17 protein-coding genes are annotated in these 19,737 nt (G+C 38.7%); 11 read left to right on the forward strand and 6 right to left on the reverse strand.

Annotated elements, in window-relative coordinates:
• Window positions 1-460: 460 nt before the first annotated feature.
• From U859_RS0104690 to U859_RS0104715, 6 genes are all read right to left on the reverse strand, one after another.
• On the reverse strand, window positions 461-1,390 hold the full coding sequence (locus U859_RS0104690) for a DUF6607 family protein (protein WP_162799857.1): 930 nt from the start codon (window positions 1,388-1,390) through the stop codon (window positions 461-463).
• Window positions 1,391-1,422: 32 nt separating this feature from the next.
• Window positions 1,423-2,625 carry a PepSY-associated TM helix domain-containing protein gene (locus U859_RS0104695; RefSeq protein WP_025142268.1) on the reverse strand — a complete coding sequence of 401 codons (1,203 nt, stop codon included), beginning with the start codon at window positions 2,623-2,625 and terminating at the stop codon, window positions 1,423-1,425.
• 74 nt (window positions 2,626-2,699) lie between these two features.
• Window positions 2,700-3,410 carry a DUF4198 domain-containing protein gene (locus tag U859_RS30905; RefSeq protein WP_025142269.1) on the reverse strand — a complete coding sequence of 237 codons (711 nt, stop codon included), beginning with the start codon at window positions 3,408-3,410 and terminating at the stop codon, window positions 2,700-2,702.
• Between the two features lie 58 nt (window positions 3,411-3,468).
• A complete protein-coding gene (locus tag U859_RS0104705) occupies window positions 3,469-5,898 on the reverse strand; it encodes a TonB-dependent receptor (RefSeq protein WP_025142270.1) in 2,430 nt (809 codons plus the stop codon).
• A gap of 23 nt (window positions 5,899-5,921) precedes the next feature.
• Window positions 5,922-8,390: a TonB-dependent receptor gene (locus U859_RS0104710; protein ID WP_025142271.1), complete on the reverse strand. Its 2,469-nt coding sequence runs from the start codon at window positions 8,388-8,390 to the stop codon at window positions 5,922-5,924.
• Window positions 8,391-8,640: 250 nt separating this feature from the next.
• Window positions 8,641-9,342 (reverse strand): DUF4397 domain-containing protein, encoded by a 702-nt coding sequence (locus tag U859_RS0104715; protein WP_025142272.1) that lies wholly within the window; start codon window positions 9,340-9,342, stop codon window positions 8,641-8,643.
• A 583-nt stretch (window positions 9,343-9,925) separates the two neighbouring features.
• Here U859_RS0104715 and U859_RS0104720 point away from each other — a divergent pair.
• The 11 genes from U859_RS0104720 (at window position 9,926) to U859_RS0104770 (ending at window position 19,677) form a co-directional block, all read left to right on the forward strand.
• Window positions 9,926-10,624, forward strand: a complete 699-nt coding sequence (locus U859_RS0104720) for an N-acetyltransferase (RefSeq protein ID WP_025142273.1) — start codon at window positions 9,926-9,928, stop codon at window positions 10,622-10,624.
• Window position 10,625: 1 nt separating this feature from the next.
• On the forward strand, window positions 10,626-11,816 hold the full coding sequence (gene argG / locus U859_RS0104725; protein ID WP_025142274.1) for an argininosuccinate synthase: 1,191 nt from the start codon (window positions 10,626-10,628) through the stop codon (window positions 11,814-11,816).
• Between the two features lie 97 nt (window positions 11,817-11,913).
• The gene (locus tag U859_RS0104730) at window positions 11,914-12,264 is read left to right on the forward strand and encodes a cupin domain-containing protein (RefSeq protein ID WP_029985463.1); all 351 of its coding nucleotides are present in this window, start codon (window positions 11,914-11,916) and stop codon (window positions 12,262-12,264) included.
• Window positions 12,257-12,727, forward strand: a complete 471-nt coding sequence (locus U859_RS0104735) for a GNAT family N-acetyltransferase (protein ID WP_029985464.1) — start codon at window positions 12,257-12,259, stop codon at window positions 12,725-12,727. Before U859_RS0104730 ends, U859_RS0104735 begins: the two co-directional genes overlap by 8 nt.
• Before the next feature lie 2 nt (window positions 12,728-12,729).
• On the forward strand, window positions 12,730-13,713 hold the full coding sequence (gene argC, locus U859_RS0104740) for an N-acetyl-gamma-glutamyl-phosphate reductase (protein ID WP_025142277.1): 984 nt from the start codon (window positions 12,730-12,732) through the stop codon (window positions 13,711-13,713).
• A gap of 82 nt (window positions 13,714-13,795) precedes the next feature.
• Entirely contained in the window at window positions 13,796-14,944 is a 1,149-nt protein-coding gene (locus U859_RS0104745; protein WP_025142278.1) for an aspartate aminotransferase family protein, read from the forward strand.
• Window positions 14,945-14,948: 4 nt separating this feature from the next.
• Complete coding sequence (locus U859_RS0104750) at window positions 14,949-15,323, forward strand: four helix bundle protein (protein ID WP_025142279.1); 375 nt, start codon at window positions 14,949-14,951, stop codon at window positions 15,321-15,323.
• Window positions 15,324-15,352: 29 nt separating this feature from the next.
• Window positions 15,353-16,324, forward strand: coding sequence for an acetylornithine carbamoyltransferase (locus tag U859_RS0104755; RefSeq protein WP_025142280.1), 972 nt, complete (start codon window positions 15,353-15,355; stop codon window positions 16,322-16,324).
• A gap of 137 nt (window positions 16,325-16,461) precedes the next feature.
• On the forward strand, window positions 16,462-17,292 hold the full coding sequence (gene argB / locus U859_RS0104760; RefSeq protein ID WP_025142281.1) for an acetylglutamate kinase: 831 nt from the start codon (window positions 16,462-16,464) through the stop codon (window positions 17,290-17,292).
• A 378-nt stretch (window positions 17,293-17,670) separates the two neighbouring features.
• Window positions 17,671-18,483, forward strand: coding sequence for a pyrroline-5-carboxylate reductase (gene proC, locus U859_RS0104765; RefSeq protein ID WP_025142282.1), 813 nt, complete (start codon window positions 17,671-17,673; stop codon window positions 18,481-18,483).
• Window positions 18,484-18,609: 126 nt separating this feature from the next.
• Window positions 18,610-19,677: a M20 family metallo-hydrolase gene (locus U859_RS0104770; protein ID WP_025142283.1), complete on the forward strand. Its 1,068-nt coding sequence runs from the start codon at window positions 18,610-18,612 to the stop codon at window positions 19,675-19,677.
• Window positions 19,678-19,737 lie beyond the last annotated feature (60 nt).

Raw genomic sequence — 19,737 nt, forward strand, 5'->3', positions numbered from 1 at the left:
ATAGTTACCTAAATTTTACCCTATCGATCCTAGTCCTTAATAATGGGGAATACCCTAATTGTTATCTGGTCACTAAGGGAAAAAACGGTAGCGGATTGCATCATCTCTTAGGCATAAAAACCTTGACGAAATTTTAATGTGCCGCTACCGCTTTAGGTAATCTGATTAATAATTTAAGCAAAATAAATATTTGTACTCCTTAAATAAAAGATCAAAACAAATCTAAAGGACGATCTTTTCTATTAAAATCGGTCAATGGTACAGGTTAGAATTTTTCAAATACATCGGAGAGTTGATGACAGATTTGTAGCTTTATCAGTATTTTGTATCCACAAGATAGGACTTTTCTGGAAACTCAAATTGACAAATGCGGATAGAATTTATAACTAATAAAAAAATGGTTGATGTTTAACAGCTCTTGCCATTAATCATCAACCATTACGTATAAATTAATCTTTTTTTACTTTACCAGGTAAGGCTGTAAAGCCGTTTTTATTTTTTCTTTGTTCTGTGCTGCCGTCCATTTTTCTTTGATAGACTGATCACCTAAGCTAAAAAGTGTTTCGTAAAGCAATTTACCGTTTGCCATGGTTTGTACTTTAAAGGTGTTTTGAGATCCGATAATATCGGCCCAAACGCCACGAACATCAGCCCAGTAAGATTTTTGGCCGGCCCACCATTTTTGCGCATTGGCAAAGGTTTTAGGATCTATTTTGGTAAATTCCTCATAACCTTTTTCAACTGCCAGCAATTTATCGCCACTGGCCGAGCGCACAATTTTTTTATTGTCCTGTTCAAACATCCAGCCATCTTTGGTAATGGTAATCCTGCTGCCACGGTTTAATACATTGTAATCTTTACGCACGGTCGATTCTCTTCTTGGTAAGGGTGAATCGGTTTCGCTCTGCCAGGCGTCATGACCGCCAACGTGGCTCCAGGTGCCATAACCCTGGTAACGTGGACTATCATCTACCTGATAAACTTTCTGCGTCCATTTGCCTTTCACATCAGCAGGAGTTAAATTTCCTTTTTTCCATGCATTAGCTTCGGTATAAAGCATAATGTCGGTATCTTCATAAGTCCAGTCCTGGCGCCAGTGTTTAATTACCGTAGTATCATTAATGGCCAGCATGTGCTGAATTACGATTCGTTTAGGCTCATCAACAATAATTTCGGCCCATTCGTTACCATGGCTTTCGTAAGGTTTACTGAATTTGTAATTTGGATCGGGTGCATTCACTTCGCCATAATTGAAATTCACTTCGTAGAAACCCGCTAAAGATTTAATGGCCTTTCTATCTTTTTCCAATTTTTCTTCCGGAGAATCTACTTTTGTTTGTGCGCTAGTATTAAGGGTGATTAAACTGGTTAACACTAAAATTACGTTCAAAAACTTCATTTTTATTATTAATTAGGTTGTGGTTAATTTTCCGCCGCTGCGGGATTTTTCTTCTTTTTCTTTTTGCCCCACCAGATGATAAAGCCGGTAATGGGTAAACTTGCTGCAATAAGGCTTGCAAAAAATGCCATAATTTTACCTGGTAGCCCCAAAATAGCGCCAACGTGGATATCGTAATTCATGCCGATAAGCGCTTCACCTGCATTTTTGTCGCTTTGGTTTTTACGTGCCAATAATTTACCCGTATACTGATCGAATAGCAATACATCGAAATTCCAATAGGTTTCTTCTCCTTTGTAGCCAGTTGCATAAATAGGAGCCGTGCCTCCACCGGCTGGCGACATCCCGATACGGTCTGCATTTTTAAACGTCTTTTGCGCGGTTTCGAAGGCTACATCAAAAGGAACGGCTGTAATCGTTTTGGTCGAATCTGATTTGGCGGTTACTTCTTTTGGCGGGGTAACACTACCTGATGCAACAACGTAAACAGTTGTCTGAAACCATTGAAATGCCCAAACCAATCCGGTTAAAGCCAGCATCAGGCAAATGATCATCACATAAAAACCCAGTACATTGTGCATATCGTAATTGATGCGTTTAAACTTGGCCTTCCATTTGATTTTGAAACTTTTATCAAAGTTTGATTTTTTGAGGTTTTTAGGCCACCACATCACCATACCAGAGATTAACAGAAAAACAAAAATGATGGTGCTCCAGCCGATAATCTGCTGCCCGATGGGGTGGTTAATAAGAAAACTCCAGTGCAGCATTTTAATAATGCCGAAGAATTCGTATTTATAATCGGATACCAGGGTTACCTTGCCCGTATATGGGTTGATGAGTACGAGATCGTAATAATCTATCGAATCGAAATACCAGAATGCTTTAGGATTGCCAGGCTTATAAGTGCCAAACTCCCAGGCGCGATCGGCCTGGGCATAACTCGACATGAATGTAACTTTTTTCTTTCCGCCCAAAGCTTTTTCGGCATTTGCTTTTAATATGCTCAGAGGAATTGTTTTTTTATTCGCCGGTACTTCAACAAAAAACTCTTTTCGATGGATAAACTCTGTGATTTCTTTCTGAAAGGTAAAAATACAGCCGGTAATGCCCAAATGAAAAACTACAAGACCTGATGCTATGCCTAGCCACAGGTGCAGCCAATCGCTGATTCTTCTTATCTGGGATTTCTTTGTTTTTTTCTGTAAAGGTTTTGTTGGCGACATTAAGCTTTATTTAATAAAAGAACCAATTAACCGTTTTTTGCGGCCAATTGGTTGAAAATTTTGAGTTAATCCGGTTATTTAACTTCGGTAGTGTAAGTTACCAGATGCCAGGTTTTTTCGTAATCCTGTCCGTTTAATTTGCCTGGTGTTTTATCTTCGGTAAAGGCTTCAAGAAAGTAATTTCCTTTTGTAGCTGGTTTGAAGGTAAATTTACCCTGTGCATCAGTTTCGGTGGGCTGGCCTTTTTTATCAGGACCAACAACTGTTAATTTTTGGTTTGCGAAAGGTGTTTTATTATAAATAACCTCATGAATTGCCGTTTCGCCAACTTTTAAAGTGTGTTTATCTGGTCTGATGGTTAAAGCCGCACCGGTAGGAAAAGTCTTGTTTATTTTTAAGTTACCAACAGCAACATCGGCAAATGCATAATATTCGATTTTTGCTTTCTCGTAAACTGCAGCTACCTCATGTACCACAGAAATTTTATAAGTTCCGTCCTGATCTGGTGTAAAACTGGCTTTGTAAAAAAGTACATCCGGCGAAGTTGTTAAAACTTTGGTAGTGCCATTAGGTGCAGTTAAAACCAATTTGAAATCTTTCAGGTTGCTGAACCATTTTGCTGCGGTATCTGGCTCGTTGCTTTCATATTCTCCAAAAAATACTTTTACATCCTGTGGCTGTCCTTTTTTGCCTGTTGCCGATGTTTCTATCCATAAAGCATGTGAAAATACATTCGAGATGCTAAAGACAAGGAATAATGCTAATAATGAGATTTTAGTTTTCATGTTTTCGGTTTTTAATCAGGAGCAGCTGATCTGATCCAGTTGCTCCTGATGGGGTTAATTAAAATTTATAAGCAATGCTTAATCTATAGTTTCTTGGCGCTTCTGCCTGGTAATAGTAGGCGTTTAAGTATTGGTAATACGATCCGCTAAACAGGTACTTATCTAAAATGTTAAATGCGTTGGCTGTTACTTTAAACTTCGGCTGCTCATAAAATATGCCCCCATCCAGTTTAAAATAATTAGGCAGTTTCTGTAAACCAACACTCCAGGTGTCGGTTGCACGTCCGGCCAGGTGGGTAAAACCTGCCGAAATACCAGAACCTTTAAGTGCGCCGTTCTGCAGCGTATAGGTTAACCAGGCATTTGATACGTGTTTAGCAAAACCTGGGATAATATCGCCAACATTTATACCTGTTACACCAGGTGTTACTTTGGTTACTTTGGCGTCGGTATAGGCGTAATTGGCAATCAGGGTTAAACCTTCCACAATTTTACCCCTTAAATCGAATTCGATACCCTGTGCTCTTTTTTCGCCCAGAACAACACTAAAGTTTTCTTTTATCTGTTTTGTAGGGTCGTTAGGGAAATTCGGATCCTGAATAAATGCATTATTTGGATCTGTGGTCAGTTCGTTCTGTTTGGTTATTCTGTAAGCCGATAGGGTAGTATTCCAACGGCCGCCAAACCAGTCTTTTTTAATGCCAATTTCCTTGTTGTTTCCGGTAATGGGTTTCGGTGTGGCACCGCTGCGCAATAAACCCGATTGAGGGGTAAAAGCTTCATCGTAAACTGCGTAAACTGACATGCTTTTATCAACCGATACGCTTAAGCCAACCCTTGGGGTAATGTGTTTCGCCTTATCTGGTGCGCCGCCCCATGCCGACTGACTTACGTAAGTATAACGACCAGCCAATGTTAAACGCACAATGTTATTAAAAAAGCCAAGTTCATCCTGGATATAACCGCTCAGGTATTTAGAATCCATTAAACCTCCGGCTGCAACAGCCCTCTGCTCTAGTGGCGTGGCGCGGTCGAAGTCTGGAAATCCATTGGTTGGGAAGCTATAATCAGGATTATTAGGGTTGAAAGGAGAAGTTGGAAGATCCAGATCGTGCGATTGACCCCAATCTGCCATATAGTTTTTCTTTCCTCCATCAAAACCGGCTAAAATGCGGTGGTTAATGCCGAAAGTTTTGGCCTGGCCATTGATGAATAACTGGGCCAGTTTCATGCTGCTCTCTGCATCCCAGATCCCTACATTTCTGATTAAAGTACCATTTGCATTTACAGCCGATGGCCATGAACTGTATCCATTTTGCAGGTATTTAAAATATGCCGCCTGTGCCGTTAATTTCCAGTTATCGCTAAAATTATGCTGTAAGTTTAAGAATAAGCTATGATCGTTCATTCTGGTTGGTGGAAGCCCGGGCTGGGTCATGGTTAACTCCCTTGGATAAGTGGCATAACCTGCAGGCGAAAAAATGTAATACGAACCTACTTCAGTCATTTTTGCATTCTGCAAGGTATATTCAGCAGTGAATTTGGTGCGGTCTGATATCTGGTAACTCAATACCGGAGCAAAGGTGTACCTGTCATTCTTTTCATAAGGCCTAAAAGAGCCTTTGCTTTGCATTGCGGCATTTAAGCGGAACAATAATTTGCCATCGGCAGTAAGTTTACGGTCGAAATCAACAGTTGTTCTGTAAAGATCATAACTTCCCAGGGTAAAAGAAACTTCGCCTTTGTTAAATCCCGTAGGCTTTTTGGTTACCACATTGTACATGCCGCTCGGATCGCCATTGCCCAGCATAAAACCCGCGGGTCCTTTCACAAACTCGATATGGTCTACAATGCTCATGTCTTCGGTTAGTGGCCCCCAGTAAGATGATACTACATTAAAACCGTTGCGCATGGCCTGAATCTGCGAACCGCGCATGGTAATGTTAGTGTACATATCACCCCAGTGTTCCAAACGTACAGCACCACTTACATTTCTGATCAGGCCATCGCTCATGCTGATGATCTGCTGATCTTTGATTACCTGATCGCTAACGGTCTGTATATTTTGAGGCGCTTCCAACAATGGCTCATTCAACCTTAACGAAGCCGAAGGAAGACTGATTTTATAACGGCTGTTTTTACCTGCCACAGTAACTTCTTCCAGTACCTGGTCGTTTTCTTTCAATGTAAAATCTACCACAAGGGTTTGACCGGCAGTAATGGTGATACTTTTTTCTGATGGATCAATCCCCACAGCCGATGCTTTAATGGTATAACTGCCAGCCTTAACCCTGTTGATGGTATATAAACCATTTTCATCAGACGTAGTTCCCAAACCTTTTCCTTTTAGTCCGATCGAGATAAAAGCTGCAGGTTTTCCATTAGAGGTAGATACTTTACCTTTTATCGTTCCAAATTGTTGTGCAAAAGAAAATAAACTAAAAAGAGAGAGTAAGAACGTTAAACCAATGGTTTTAATTTGATTCATTTTAATATTGATAGGGATTTTTATTAAAATTTGTAAGTAACACTACCTGTAAAAGTTCTCAAATCCTGTGGGTTCATGGTGCTGTAACCTGTCCAGTATTTTTGGTTGGTAAAGTTGTCTACTTTCGCCCCGATCCTGAATTTTGGATGATCATAAAATACTGATGCATTGAACACTTTGTAAGCTGGTAGGATAAATACATTTTCAGTGGTAGACGTTGGCGTGATGATTAAGTTATTTACAATTCTGTTATCGCTGGCGTAGTTACCACCGGCACCTAAACCAAAACCTCTTAACGAACCTGCAGCAAATTTGTAACTGATCCATAAGTTTGCCGAGTAAGGCGAAGCCGAATAAGCATCACGTCTTCCTTCAACATCTGCAGAAGCATTTTGCAAGTGGTTATCGTTATAAGCAAAACCAGCAATAATGTTTAAACCGTTAACAGGATTGGCTACAATTTCTGCTTCAATACCTTTACTGATTTTGTTGCCATCCTGAATCTGTGCATTTGGGTTTGATGGATCTCCGTTGTAACCCCTAACCATGTCTTTCACTTTGATATAATAGTAAGATACCGATCCGGTTAGTTTACCATTAAACAGGTTGCTTTTAACACCACCTTCAATCTGATTAGCCTGCTCTGGCTTAAATGCATCACCTTTATAATCTATACCGTTAACATTGTTAAAACCGTTTTGGTAATTGGCAAATAACGACAACTGATCTTTGATCGGTTGAAATACCAGACCGAATTTTGGAGAGAAGGCCGTTTGCTTATAAGCGCCAACTGGTGCAGAACCCGCACGATCCGAATTACCTTTGTTATCAAAACGATCTACCCTTATGGCAGCTAAAGCAATTAATCTATCTGTTAAATTAATTACATCTGATGCATAAGCGCTGTAAGTATTAGATTTGTAGTTTGATAGGTACTTAGAATAAGGATGTGAAGCATAAAATGCAGCCAAATTAGTTTCGGTAAAGTTGTTATAGTTGGCACCAGTCCCGTTTTTATTAGTTACGTCAAACGAATCAATCGAATAAAAAAATTGATCAGAATTTTGACGTAAATAATCCAAGCCCAAAACAACCCTGTTTTTAATTGAACCTAAGTGAAATGTACCATTAAAGTTCTGTTGTATTTCGTAGTTGTAAAGTTTGCTATTATCGGTTGACTGATCTGCCCTTGATATATATGTTGAACCAGGGCCAGCGCTTGGATTATATAAACTACCCAATAATGGGCTATTGTCTGGAACCAGAAACAAATAAGTACCACGACCGTTAGAAAAACTATAACTAGATGAAAAGCTGGTATGTGATGACCAGTTTTCGTTAAATTTATAATTTGCCTGACCAAAGAAATTTGTACTGTTGTATTTTTGTTTCATCGCATCACCGGTGAAGGATTTATCATAAGGGATTCCAGATTGATCAGCCCTGTCAAAACCCAGGTCTTTTACCGGGAAATAGAAGAAAACAAAAGGTTTCAATGTATTTTTTCCATTGGCAATTTCCGCATCAAAAGTAAAATCCAACTTATCATTTACTTTATAAGCTAAACTCGGTGCAACAAAGAAACCCCTGTCGAATACATTTTGCTGGAAAGAGCCTTTGTAATTATAAGAAGCATTTATACGTGCATAAATGTGGTTGGCCTTATCAACCGGGAAATTGAAATCGGTACTTACCCTGTTTAAATCGTAGCTACCAGCTGAATAGGTTACCTCTCCGCCCAAACCTTCGAAAGGTTTTTTAGTGATGCGGTTAATTAAACCTCCGTAAGAAGTTAAGGTACTACCAAATAGGGTAGCAGATGGACCTTTAATTACTTCAACGCTTTCAATGTTTGCCGCATCATTACGGCTGGTTACATTACCTGCAATTCCGTTTCTAAGTTTCGATTGAACAATAAAGCCCCTTGATGCATAATATGCGCCACCATCTCCGCCACGTCCGGTTGATTCCCACATTTTTTGGATACCTACTGCATTACGTGTTGCATCGTCAACTGAAAAAAGCAGTTGATCGTTAAATGTTTCTTTTGTTATAGTGGTATAAACCTGAGGGTTTTCTAAATTGGTAATTGGCATTTTAGACACATAATCACTCTTTTGAGCACCGTATTTATTGGCTTTGCCCTTATTAATATTGACCTCACTTAGCTGGTTTGAATTTTGGCTGATTACGAAATCAACCGTTTTGTTTTCGCCAACAGTAATCACCACTGGTTTTTCTACTGATTGTATACCAACTGCCGAAACCCTTAAAATGTATGAGCCCGGTTTAACACGTTGAATTTCGAAAAAACCTTTATCGTTGGTTACGTTTCCTAAACCTTTACCTTTTAATCCTACAGAGATATAGGCCGCTGGTTTCCCGTCTGATGTGGTTACAGTACCATTGATGGTAGAAAACTGCTGGGCAAAGGAGAGTAAGCTGAGGAAAGTTAAAAGAAAAGTTAAACTGAAAAGTTTGATTTTAAACATGATAAGATTTATTTGGATTAATTCTAAAGAGCTGCAAAATAACGGGAGAAAATGTTATTATCCAAATTATTTTGAATTATTCTAAATAATAAAAATGTTAAATTTTCCTATAACAAAAAAAATCGCCTCCGTTAGGGGGCGATTTCTGAATTCAGTAGCTGAAATCTATATCTCTATTTGAAATTGAATGGATTTGGACAACAAAAAGGCCTTACTTTAGGGTAAGGCCTTTAAAAGATTTTTAATGCGCTTATTTAATCTGGATAGCCTGTAAGTTCAAAGCGCGTTCCGTATCATTTGCAGGTGTTACCAAACCACCCAGTATTACATCGTAATGATAACCGGCCGTAAAAGTGGTGCTGCCTGTTGTAGCCTTAACCGTACCCGATGAAGTTTCTTTTGCATCAAGTGAATAAGTTCCTGCATCTACCGTAACAAAACCGCTTGCATTTTTAAAAGTCTTATTGGTAAATAAAGCAGTGGTGGCGCTGGTTTTAATTAGGTCAAATGCAGCTGCATCAGGCGATAAATTGATGAAACGGATATAAGCTTTATCTGCAGACGGAACAGAAAGGTCATCACCAATGGTATAAATATCCAGTGCTGCAGGTTTATTGATTAAATAAGCAGAATAATAAGTGCTGGCACTTAATGCAACCGTTTTGGTTATTAAACTAGCGGTACTGCTCGCGGTAGTAAATTTTAAGCTGTATGATCCTGCTGCGTAAGAAGTATAAGAAGCAGCACCGCCAAAAGGTAAAGCGGCTGTATTAACCTGGGTGCTGTTAAAGTAAGCATTATAAGTGGCCAAAGAAGGTGAAGTATTAACCACTCTGATATAAGCTATAGTCGGATCGGCAGTTTCTGTCTTTTTGCAAGAAGTAAATGTCGTAAAAGCAACCAGGACAAGTAAAATAAGGGATTTGAAATAAAATGGAGTATAATTCTTCATAGTGTTTTAAAATTTGATTTAATATTATAAGAAACATCAATAAAACGAAAGCTTGGTAGCATTCGCTACAGCGATACAAATATTGTGTTTAATCGGCATTTTAGTTTGTTAAATGATGTTAAGCAGATGTTAAAGTTTGAAGTTTATTTTTAACAATGTTAATATTGATGAGGCTTTAATGATGAAATTGATTATTAATGGAAGAATTCTTAAAGGGAGTATGTTCTCTTAAGCATTAATTAAGTCAGATTAGTTTAAAAAAACAAAAGCTTAACATAAAAAAATCATGATATTATTGTGTAACTCGATTTTTATTTAAACCTTTGCACCTCAATAGAGTTAAAGCCGTTTTAATACGCAAGAAATGATTAAACAATTTTTACATAAACTTTCTGTTTCTACAGCACAAATGGTGTCTGGGAAAGGTTTGTTTATTAATCATTTTCAACCCGTATTTTATTACCCCACAAGCCGGCAAAATTTCACTCCACGTATTTAGTACCTAAACTAAACGTAACGAGGAATTGATCCTCTCTAAAAACCCAATTAACAAGAATACTTATAATTTTTCGTTAGAAAACGAATGGATATTAACGAATTTATAGTGCAGGTTGCACTTCCTGAACATCGTGTATTTGCAGAACAAATTGTAACCGAGATGGCCGAATCTGCTAAAGCACGCGGTACTGGTATCGCAAAACGTTCTCCAGAATATGTTGCAGGCAAAATGGCCGAAGGCAAAGCTGTAATTGCTTTCCACAAGGATGGCTCATGGGCTGGTTTTTGCTATATCGAAACCTGGAGCCACGGACAGTTTGTGGCCAACTCCGGTTTAATTGTATCTCCTGAATTCAGAAAAGCAGGTTTAGCACACGCCATTAAAGAAAAGGTTTTCGAACTTTCGCGAACTTTGTATCCAAAGGCAAAGATTTTTGGTTTAACAACTGGTTTAGCTGTAATGAAGATCAATTCTGATTTGGGTTACGAACCGGTTACTTATTCTGAACTTACCCAGGATGAAGAATTCTGGAAAGGTTGCCAAAGCTGTGTAAACTTCGAGATATTGAAGATGAAGGAACGTAAAAACTGCATGTGCACCGCTATGCTTTATGATCCGGCTACACAAAAACACGATGCAGCCAAAAGGTTTGCCGAAGAATTGCAGAAAAAACCCAAATTATACGAGCGCTTTATGCGCATCAAACAGCGTTTAGTTGTTAAACCGAAGCCAAAAACTGGCTTAAAAGCCCTTTTATTTTTATTTACCTTTTTATTTAAGTAGCATGAAAAAAGTTGTTTTAGCATTTAGCGGAGGCTTAGATACCTCATTTTGTTGTATTTACCTTGCACAGGACCGCGGATTGGAAGTACACTCGGTAATTGTAAATACCGGTGGTTTCTCTGACGAAGAGTTGCAGGAAATTGAGAAAAGAGCTTATGCTTTGGGCGTAAAATCGCATGCTGTGGTCGATGAAACGGAAAGTTATTACGAAGGTTGTATTAAATACCTGGTTTTTGGCAACGTATTAAAAAATGCTACTTACCCATTATCGGTTAGTGCAGAACGTGTAAGTCAGGCAACTGCCATTGCCAATTATGTAAAAAAAATCGGAGCCGATTATGTAGCGCACGGTAGTACCGGAGCTGGTAACGATCAGGTACGTTTTGATATGATCTTCAATATCCTGATCCCGGGAGTGGAGATTATTACGCCGATCAGGGATTTAAAATTATCACGCGAAGCTGAAATAGAATATTTAGCACAGCATGGTGTTGAATATGGCGCCGAAAAAGCAAGGTATTCGATTAATAAAGGTTTATGGGGAACTTCGGTAGGAGGAAAAGAAACTTTAACTTCTCACGAAACTTTACCAGAAAGCGCCTGGCCAACACAGGTTACCGAAACTGAATCGCGTAAAGTAGAATTAACTTTCGAAAAAGGTGAGTTGGTTGCCATTGATGGTGAAAAATTAGCGCCTGTTAGGGCAATCCAGAAATTACAGGCTATTGCGCAACCTTTTGGCATTGGCAGAGATATTCACGTGGGCGACACCATTATCGGTATTAAAGGCCGTGTAGGTTTTGAAGCCGCCGGACCAATAATCATCATTAAAGCACATCATACTTTAGAAAAACATACTTTAACCAAATGGCAGCTGAGCTGGAAAGAACAATTATCATCTTTCTATGGCAACTGGTTGCATGAAGGGCAGTTCCACGATCCGATTATGCGGAATATTGAAGCATTTTTGGCCGATACACAAAAATTTGTGAGTGGTAAAGTATTTGTTGAGCTGTTGCCTTATCGTTTCCAGATTATCGGAATTGAATCGAACCATGATTTAATGAGTAATAAATTTGGTAGCTACGGCGAAATGAACAACGCCTGGAGCGGAGAAGATGTTAAAGGTTTCTCTAAAATATTCGGTAACCAGGTAATGATCTGGCACAAGGTGAATGGTGAGGAAGCCTAGTTTTAAAGATGTACGATGGAAGAGGTAAAATAGAAGTTTATATCTTCTCTTGATACTCGATTCTAAATACTTGATACTAACTATCCGATACCAAAAAATGAGCGAAATCCTTTCAAAAGAAAATTGTTTAAGTCACTATAAATGGGGCGATAACTGTGATGGATGGAATTTTGTAAGCAAAACTGAAGCAGTAATTAAACAAGAATTAATGCCGGCTCAAACTGCTGAGAAATTACATTTTCATACTTATGCAGAACAATTTTTCTTCATATTGAAAGGGCAGGCAACATTTTTAATTGAGGGTGGAACATTTACAGTTGATGCCAATAAAGGTTTGCAGATTAAAGCGGGCGACAAGCATAAAATTATGAACAATGGCGTTGATGATTTAGAGTTTATACTTTTCTCCTATCCATCAACCCAAAACGATAGAACTGATTGTGAATAATATAACGATAAAACAAATAGGATTAACAGAAGCCCATCTTGTAGCTGGCCTGTTTAACCAATATCGTATATTTTATAACCAGTTTTCGGATATCGGAATGGCTAAAGCTTTCATCGATGAACGTTTGTTGCATAACGAATCTATCATATTTTTAGCCATTGATGCAGATACAGAACAACCAGTTGGTTTTACGCAGTTATACCCTAAATACTCTTCGGTAAGATTAAGTAAAAACTGGATTTTGAATGATTTATATGTCGATGAAACTTATCGCAAGCAAGGCATCGGTGAAAAATTGATTAAAACTGCGATGGATTTTGCTAAAGCCAACGGATCTACATTCGTACAATTGGAAACCGCGGTAGATAATTATACCGCGCAGCACCTGTACGAAACTATAGGCTTTGAAAAACAAGGCAATGACGAAGAATTTTTTCTTTATAAAATAGCACTAAACTCATAGAGATGAATAAAATTAAAGCAGGAATAATCGGTGGTGCAGGTTATACAGGAGGCGAAATGTTACGCATCTTGGTTAACCACCCCAATGTTGAAATTGCTTTTGTAAATAGTACCAGTAATGCCGGAAATCTGATTTCTGACGTACATACTGATTTGATCGGTGATACAGATTTAAAGTTTGTAAGCGATATTCCACAGGATATTGATGTACTTTTTCTTTGTGTTGGTCATGGCGATGCAAAAAAGTTTTTAGCCGCTAACCCGATCAACGAAAACATTAAAATCATTGATTTATCTCAGGATTTCAGGTTGCACGAAAAAGCTAAATTCGAAAACCGTGAATTTGTTTATGGACTGCCGGAATTAAACCGCGATAAAATTAAATCAGCCAAAAATATTGCCAATCCAGGTTGTTTTGCCACTTGTATTCAATTGGGATTATTGCCATTGGCTGCAAAAGGCTTGATTCAGAAGGAAGTTCACATCAATGCAACTACTGGCTCAACAGGGGCTGGACAGAGTTTGTCAACTACTTCGCATTTCAGCTGGAGAAATAATAATCTGTCCATTTATAAGGCATTTGAACACCAACACCTGAACGAGATCAGTGAGAGTTTGTTGCAATTGCAGCCGTCACTTTCTGATGCTTTGAATTTTATCCCACAACGTGGTGCATTTACCAGGGGTATTTTGGCTGCTATGTATTTAGAAACCGATTTAACTTTGGAAGAGGCACAAAACCTTTACGAAGAATATTACAATGCGCATCCTTTTACGCATGTAAGCCGGAAAAACATCGATTTAAAGCAGGTGGTAAATACCAATAAAGCCCTGGTTCATGTAGAAAAGCATGGTGGCAAATTATTTATCATCAGCATTATCGATAACCTGTTAAAAGGCGCCAGCGGACAGGCGGTTCAGAATATGAACTTAATGTTCGGCCTGGAGGAAACTGCTGGCTTACGTTTAAAAGCCGCTAATTTTTAATAACCTGTCATGCTGAGGTACGAAGCATCTGTAAACGATGAAACAGATTCTTCATTCTTCAGAATGACAAAAACCTCAAAAGATGAACTTATTCGACGTTTACCCACTTAACGATATAGAAATAACAAAAGCATCAGGCAGCAATGTTTGGGATGCCAATGAGCAAAAATATTTAGATTTATATGGCGGTCATGCTGTAATTTCAATTGGTCATACTAATCCACATTATGTAAACCGCTTAACCGATCAGTTAAATAAAGTCGGTTTTTACTCCAATTCGGTTAAAATTCCTTTACAGGTTCAGCTTGCTGAAAAACTGGGCGAGGTTTCCGGTAAAAAAGATTTTCAGCTCTTTTTATGTAATTCTGGAGCCGAAGCAAACGAAAATGCTTTAAAACTGGCTTCGTTTTACAACGGAAGAAAAAAGGTAATTTCATTTACTGGCGCTTTCCATGGACGTACCTCTTTAGCGGTTGCGGTAACCGACAATCCTAAAATTGTAGCACCCGTTAATCAAACCGAAAATGTAATCTTTTTACCTTTCAATAATGAAGTGGCTTTAGAAGAAACTTTCAAAGCACAGGGAAATGATATTTCTGCGGTAATTATCGAAGGCATTCAAGGTGTTGGGGGTATTAAAGAAGCTTCTAAAAGCTTCCTTCAAAAAATCCGTTCACTTTGTGACGGATATAATTCGGTATATATTGCTGATAGCGTACAGTGTGGTTATGGTAGAACGGGTACGTTTTATTCGCACGATTATTCGGGTGTTGAAGCGGATGTGTATACCATGGCAAAAGGAATGGGTAACGGATTTCCTGTTGCCGGGATCTCTATCGCGCCTAAATTTAAACCTTGGCATGGAGAGCTGGGTACAACTTTTGGCGGTAACCATTTGGCCTGCGCTGCAGCTTTAGCAGTTTTAGAAGTAATGGAAAAAGATAACCTTATCAAAAATGCTGAAGAGGTGGGTAATTACCTAATCGAAGAATTGAAAAAATTCGAGCAAGTGGTAGAAGTTCGAGGTCGTGGATTAATGATCGGTATCGAACTGCCAGCCGAATTGGCACATGTTAAAAAAGAATTATTATTTACACACCATATTTTTACCGGCGAAGCAAAACCGAATGTAATCCGTTTGTTGCCTGCCTTAAATTTAACAAAAGCACATGCTGATGAGTTTTTAGCAGCTTTTGAAAAAGTGGTAAAAGGTATAGGGCATAAGGTTTAAGGTTATGAGAGACTATAAAAAGCTTGACGTTTGGAAAAAAGCTCATGAATTGAATATGTTCATCAAGAAAGATATTGCAATTAGATTTCCAAAAGAAGAAAGGTTTGAATTAACGTCTCAATTAACTAGAGCATCGCTATCTATACCTTTAAATATTGTTGAAGGGTGTGGAAGATTTACTGATAAAGATTTTGCCCATTTTTTAGATACAGCGTTGGGCTCAACCAATGAAATTGATTATTGTTGTTTATGCGCTTCTGAATTAAAGTATATAAGCGTAGAAGAATATTTAAAAGTTAACCAAGCTATTAATGAAGTTAGAGCAATGCTAATTTCATTTTTGAAATTTTTAAGAGCAGGTGGAAAGGAAAAACCTTAAACCCTACACCTTAAACCTTATACCTTAATATGAAACTTTTCACTTCCGTACACGATGTTCCAAGCATCAAACAATTTGTAAATGACGCACTCGCGTTAAAAGCAGATCCTTATGCACACCAGGATTTAGGTAAGAATAAAACCCTGGGTCTGGTTTTTATGAACCCAAGTTTACGTACCCGCTTAAGTACGCAGAAAGCAGCCTTAAATTTGGGTATGAATGTAATGGTGATGAACATGGACAAAGAAGGCTGGGCTTTGGAAACACAGGATGGTGTGGTGATGAATGGCACAACCGTTGAGCATATCCGTGAAGCGGCAGCTGTAATGGGACAATATTGCGATATCCTGGGTTTACGTTCCTTTCCAAAATTGAACAACCGCGAAGAGGATTATAGTGAAGATTTCTTCAATAAATTCGTAAAATACTGTGCTGTGCCTGTAGTGAGTTTAGAGAGTGCAACACGCCACCCATTGCAAAGTTTTGCTGATATTATTACCATCCACGAAACGTGGACGAAAAAACCTGACGGACGCAAACCGAAAGTAGTTTTAGCTTGGGCGCCACATGTTAAGGCTTTGCCTCAAGCTGTGCCTAATTCTTTTGCCGAGTGGATGTGTAAAGCTCAGGAAGAAGGAATGATCGATTTTACCATCGCACAGCCAGAAGGTTATGAGCTTTCGGAAGATTTTACACCAAATGCCGATATTCAATATAATTTAGAGGAAGCTTTGGCCGGAGCGGATTATGTGTATGTGAAAAACTGGAGCAGTTATAAAGAATACGGTAAAGTATTAACTTACCCGGATGGTTGGATGATGAATAACGAAAAGTTGAAATTTACCAATGATGCCAAAGTAATGCACTGTTTACCAGTTCGCCGTGATCTGGAATTATCATCTGAAATTTTAGATGGACCAAACTCATTAGTCATCCATGAAGCTGGCAACCGTTTATGGGCTGCACAGGCAGTGATTAAAGCGATGTTGGAAGAATTGTAAATCATACGCCTCGGTTCGTGTCCTCACGAACCAGGGCAAAAAAATAACCACAGATAAAAAGGATGAACACAGATACTTTTTGTCTTACTAATCTGTGTTTATCTGTGCGCATCTGTGGTTAATTATTAAAATAGATTATGAAACAACTCACTATCATAAAAATCGGCGGAAACGTAATCGATAATTCAGAAAATCTGCATCAGTTTTTGTTGGATTTTACGGCTTTGCCCGGAGATAAAATTCTGGTTCATGGTGGTGGTAAAATTGCAACCGAATTAGGCGAATCGTTAGGTATTGAAGCCAAAATGGTTGAGGGGAGAAGAATCACCGATATCGAAACATTGCGGATTGTAACGATGGTTTACGCCGGACTAATTAATAAAAACATGGTTGCCCAACTACAAGCTAAAGGTAGCAATGCCATTGGGTTAAGTGGTGCTGATGGGAATGTGATCAAAGCAAAAAAACGACCGGTTAGCACTAAAACTTATGGGCCGGAAGCTGGTCCTATGGCTGGAGCTGTAATTGATTATGGTTTTGTTGGTGACTTGGATGAAAATTCTGTTTCTTCTTCAACTTTAGATAGCCTGTTAAAGGCTGGATTAGTTCCCGTTTTATGTGCCATTACACACGATGGTAATACACAACTTTTAAATACCAATGCTGACACTATTGCTTCCTCTGTTGCGGTGGCTATGTCAAACTTATATGAAACACGTTTGGTATATTGCTTTGAAAAAAAGGGTGTACTTAAAGATGTAAATGATGATGCTTCAGTAGTTCGGGAAATTAAAGCTGATGAGTTTGAAGGTTTAAAAGCCGATGGAACGGTACAAGGCGGAATGATCCCTAAATTACACAACGCTTTTGAAGCGATTAAAAAAGGAGTTTCAGCGGTATATATCGGTAAAGCAGATGAACTTGCTGATCTTGCTGATGGTACTTTTGGGACCAAAATGCTGAAATAAAGGTAGAGGGAAAAGAGGTTGAAGGTAGGAAGGCTGAGGGTGTAAGGTTTTTGGCGAGGTGCATAAACTCATCGCTTAAAAAAATTAACCACCAGGACACAAAGGCACTAAGTTGCGTTTGTAATTCTTTATTGTGCTAGCTTTCTGAATGTAAATTTTATAGGCATTTAGAAGGAAAAGAAACCGATTAACCACTGCTTTTGCAAACTAAACCTGATAGTAATGGAAAGCTCCCGATTTTTCATCGGGACTTGTAATGAATAGCAGGACTGAAACATCAATAAAATTACTGAAATTGCTTTTCAAAAACCGAAGGAAAATATAAATCTGTGTAATCAAATTATCTGTGCAATCAACCCGCAGGAAAAATTAGTAATCATGTCAAAAAAAATAGCCATCATTGGTAGCGGAAATATCGGTTTATCTTTAGCAAAAGGTTTGGTAAAAGCCAACTTTGCCCAAGCTGCCGACATTACGTTAACCCGTAGAAATATTGACCACTTAAAATCTTATGCCGAGGCAGGTTTTAAAGTAATTAACAACAATAAACAAGCCGTTGTAGACGCTGATGTTGTAATTTTAGCTGTTTTGCCGCAACAATTAAATACAGTTTTGGATGAAATTCAAGCGTCAGTTGTTCCAGCTAAACATTTGGTTATTTCGGTAATTTCGGGTGTAAGCTGCGCTGCGGTGAGGGAAAAATTAGGCGATGATGTTGAAGTCATCCGCGTAATGCCAAATACGGCAATTGCCATCGGACAATCAATGACCTGTATGGCCAGCGATAACGCATCAGCAGAAAATATTGCAAATGTGACCAAAATGTTTGAAACAGTTGGTTCTGTAGTAAAAATAAATGAAGATTTAATGACATCGGCAACAGCACTTTGCGCTTGTGGTATTGCATTCTTTTTAAGGGCAATCAGGGCAGCATCGCAGGGCGGGGTAGAAATTGGTTTCCATGCTGATGAAGCGCTAAAAATGGCTGTTCAAACGGCAAAAGGTGCGGCAGATTTACTTTTATTACACGGTACACACCCAGAATCAGAAATAGATAAAGTAACTTCGCCGAAAGGTTGTACCATTGCTGGTTTAAACGAAATGGAACACAACGGTTTTAGTTCATCATTGATAAAAGGGATTAAACTTTCGGCTTTAAAAGCGGGGAATTTGTATACTAAAGAGAGCTAAGGCTTAATGTAAAATGGCTAAGGTAAAATGGAAGGTGTACCTGGCCGATATTTAAAGGGGTTGAAAGTTAAAAGACAGTATGTTTAGACTCAATGTCTTGATACTTGATACCAACTACTTGATACTATGTTACTAGAAAATATACAAAAAGAAAGTCTGGATTTGTTGCGACAGTTGATCCGCATCCAGTCTTTCAGTAAAGAAGAAGACCGGACAGCGAATTTAATTGCGCAGTTTTTGGAGGAGAGAGGAGTTAAGATCCAGCGTAAAATGAACAATGTTTGGGCTTACAACAAGCATTTCGATGCAAATAAACGAACATTGTTATTAAACTCACATCATGATACGGTAAAGCCAAATTCTGGTTATACCCGCGATCCTTATGATGCTGCTATTGAAGGCGACAAATTATTCGGTTTGGGCAGTAATGATGCAGGTGGTTGTCTGGTTTCGTTAATCGGTGCATTTTTGTATTACTACGAACAGGAAAATTTGAAGTATAACATCTGTTTGGCCGCTACTGCCGAAGAAGAAATTTCGGGCAATAATGGTTTGGAACTGGTTCTTCCAGATTTAGGTGAATTGGAATTCGGGATTGTAGGAGAACCAACCGAAATGAATTTGGCCATTGCCGAGCGCGGTTTATTGGTATTAGATTGCGTATCTCATGGCAAAGCTGGTCATGCAGCACGTGAAGAAGGCGAAAATGCCATTTACAAAGCACTAAAAGATATTGAGTGGTTTAGAAACTATCAGTTTCCTAAAGTATCTGAGGTTTTTGGTCCTTTAAAAATGACGGTGACCATTATCAATGCAGGTTCGCAGCATAATGTTGTACCTGCAAACTGTACTTTTACTGTTGATGTGCGCGTAACCGATGCTTATACCAATGAAGAAGTGTTAGAGATCATCAGGGCAAATGTTGACTGTGATGTTACGCCACGTTCTATCCGACTAAAACCATCATCAATTGATAAAAACCATCCGGTAGTTCAGGCTGGGGTTGCATTAGGAAGAACTACTTACGGTTCGCCAACTACATCCGATCAGGCTTTGTTGGATATTCCATCAGTAAAATGTGGACCGGGCTTTTCTGGCCGCTCGCACATGGCCGATGAGTTTTTATATGTTCGTGAGGTTGCAGAAGGTGTTGAAGGATATGTAAATATGTTAAAACCGGTTATTGAAGGTTAAAAAAGGCGAAAGGTTTAGGGTATAAGGCAGAAGGTTCAGATGCCTGACTAAAATGTTCTT

Origin of the sequence: Pedobacter jeongneungensis (assembly GCF_000633455.1) — a bacterium.
GTDB lineage: Bacteria > Bacteroidota > Bacteroidia > Sphingobacteriales > Sphingobacteriaceae > Pedobacter > Pedobacter jeongneungensis_A.

Excerpts from the sequence above, each read along its gene's own strand:
- U859_RS0104695 (WP_025142268.1), bottom strand. The coding sequence starts at position 2,625 with ATGTCGCCAACAAAACCTTTACAGAAAAAAACAAAGAAATCCCAGATA.
- U859_RS30905 (WP_025142269.1), bottom strand. The coding sequence starts at position 3,410 with ATGAAAACTAAAATCTCATTATTAGCATTATTCCTTGTCTTTAGCATC.
- U859_RS0104705 (WP_025142270.1), bottom strand. The coding sequence starts at position 5,898 with ATGAATCAAATTAAAACCATTGGTTTAACGTTCTTACTCTCTCTTTTT.
- U859_RS0104710 (WP_025142271.1), bottom strand. The coding sequence starts at position 8,390 with ATGTTTAAAATCAAACTTTTCAGTTTAACTTTTCTTTTAACTTTCCTC.
- U859_RS0104715 (WP_025142272.1), bottom strand. The coding sequence starts at position 9,342 with ATGAAGAATTATACTCCATTTTATTTCAAATCCCTTATTTTACTTGTC.
- U859_RS0104720 (WP_025142273.1), top strand. The coding sequence starts at position 9,926 with ATGGATATTAACGAATTTATAGTGCAGGTTGCACTTCCTGAACATCGT.
- argG (WP_025142274.1), top strand. The coding sequence starts at position 10,626 with ATGAAAAAAGTTGTTTTAGCATTTAGCGGAGGCTTAGATACCTCATTT.
- U859_RS0104730 (WP_029985463.1), top strand. The coding sequence starts at position 11,914 with ATGAGCGAAATCCTTTCAAAAGAAAATTGTTTAAGTCACTATAAATGG.
- argC (WP_025142277.1), top strand. The coding sequence starts at position 12,730 with ATGAATAAAATTAAAGCAGGAATAATCGGTGGTGCAGGTTATACAGGA.
- U859_RS0104745 (WP_025142278.1), top strand. The coding sequence starts at position 13,796 with ATGAACTTATTCGACGTTTACCCACTTAACGATATAGAAATAACAAAA.
- U859_RS0104750 (WP_025142279.1), top strand. The coding sequence starts at position 14,949 with ATGAGAGACTATAAAAAGCTTGACGTTTGGAAAAAAGCTCATGAATTG.
- U859_RS0104755 (WP_025142280.1), top strand. The coding sequence starts at position 15,353 with ATGAAACTTTTCACTTCCGTACACGATGTTCCAAGCATCAAACAATTT.
- argB (WP_025142281.1), top strand. The coding sequence starts at position 16,462 with ATGAAACAACTCACTATCATAAAAATCGGCGGAAACGTAATCGATAAT.
- proC (WP_025142282.1), top strand. The coding sequence starts at position 17,671 with ATGTCAAAAAAAATAGCCATCATTGGTAGCGGAAATATCGGTTTATCT.
- U859_RS0104770 (WP_025142283.1), top strand. The coding sequence starts at position 18,610 with ATGTTACTAGAAAATATACAAAAAGAAAGTCTGGATTTGTTGCGACAG.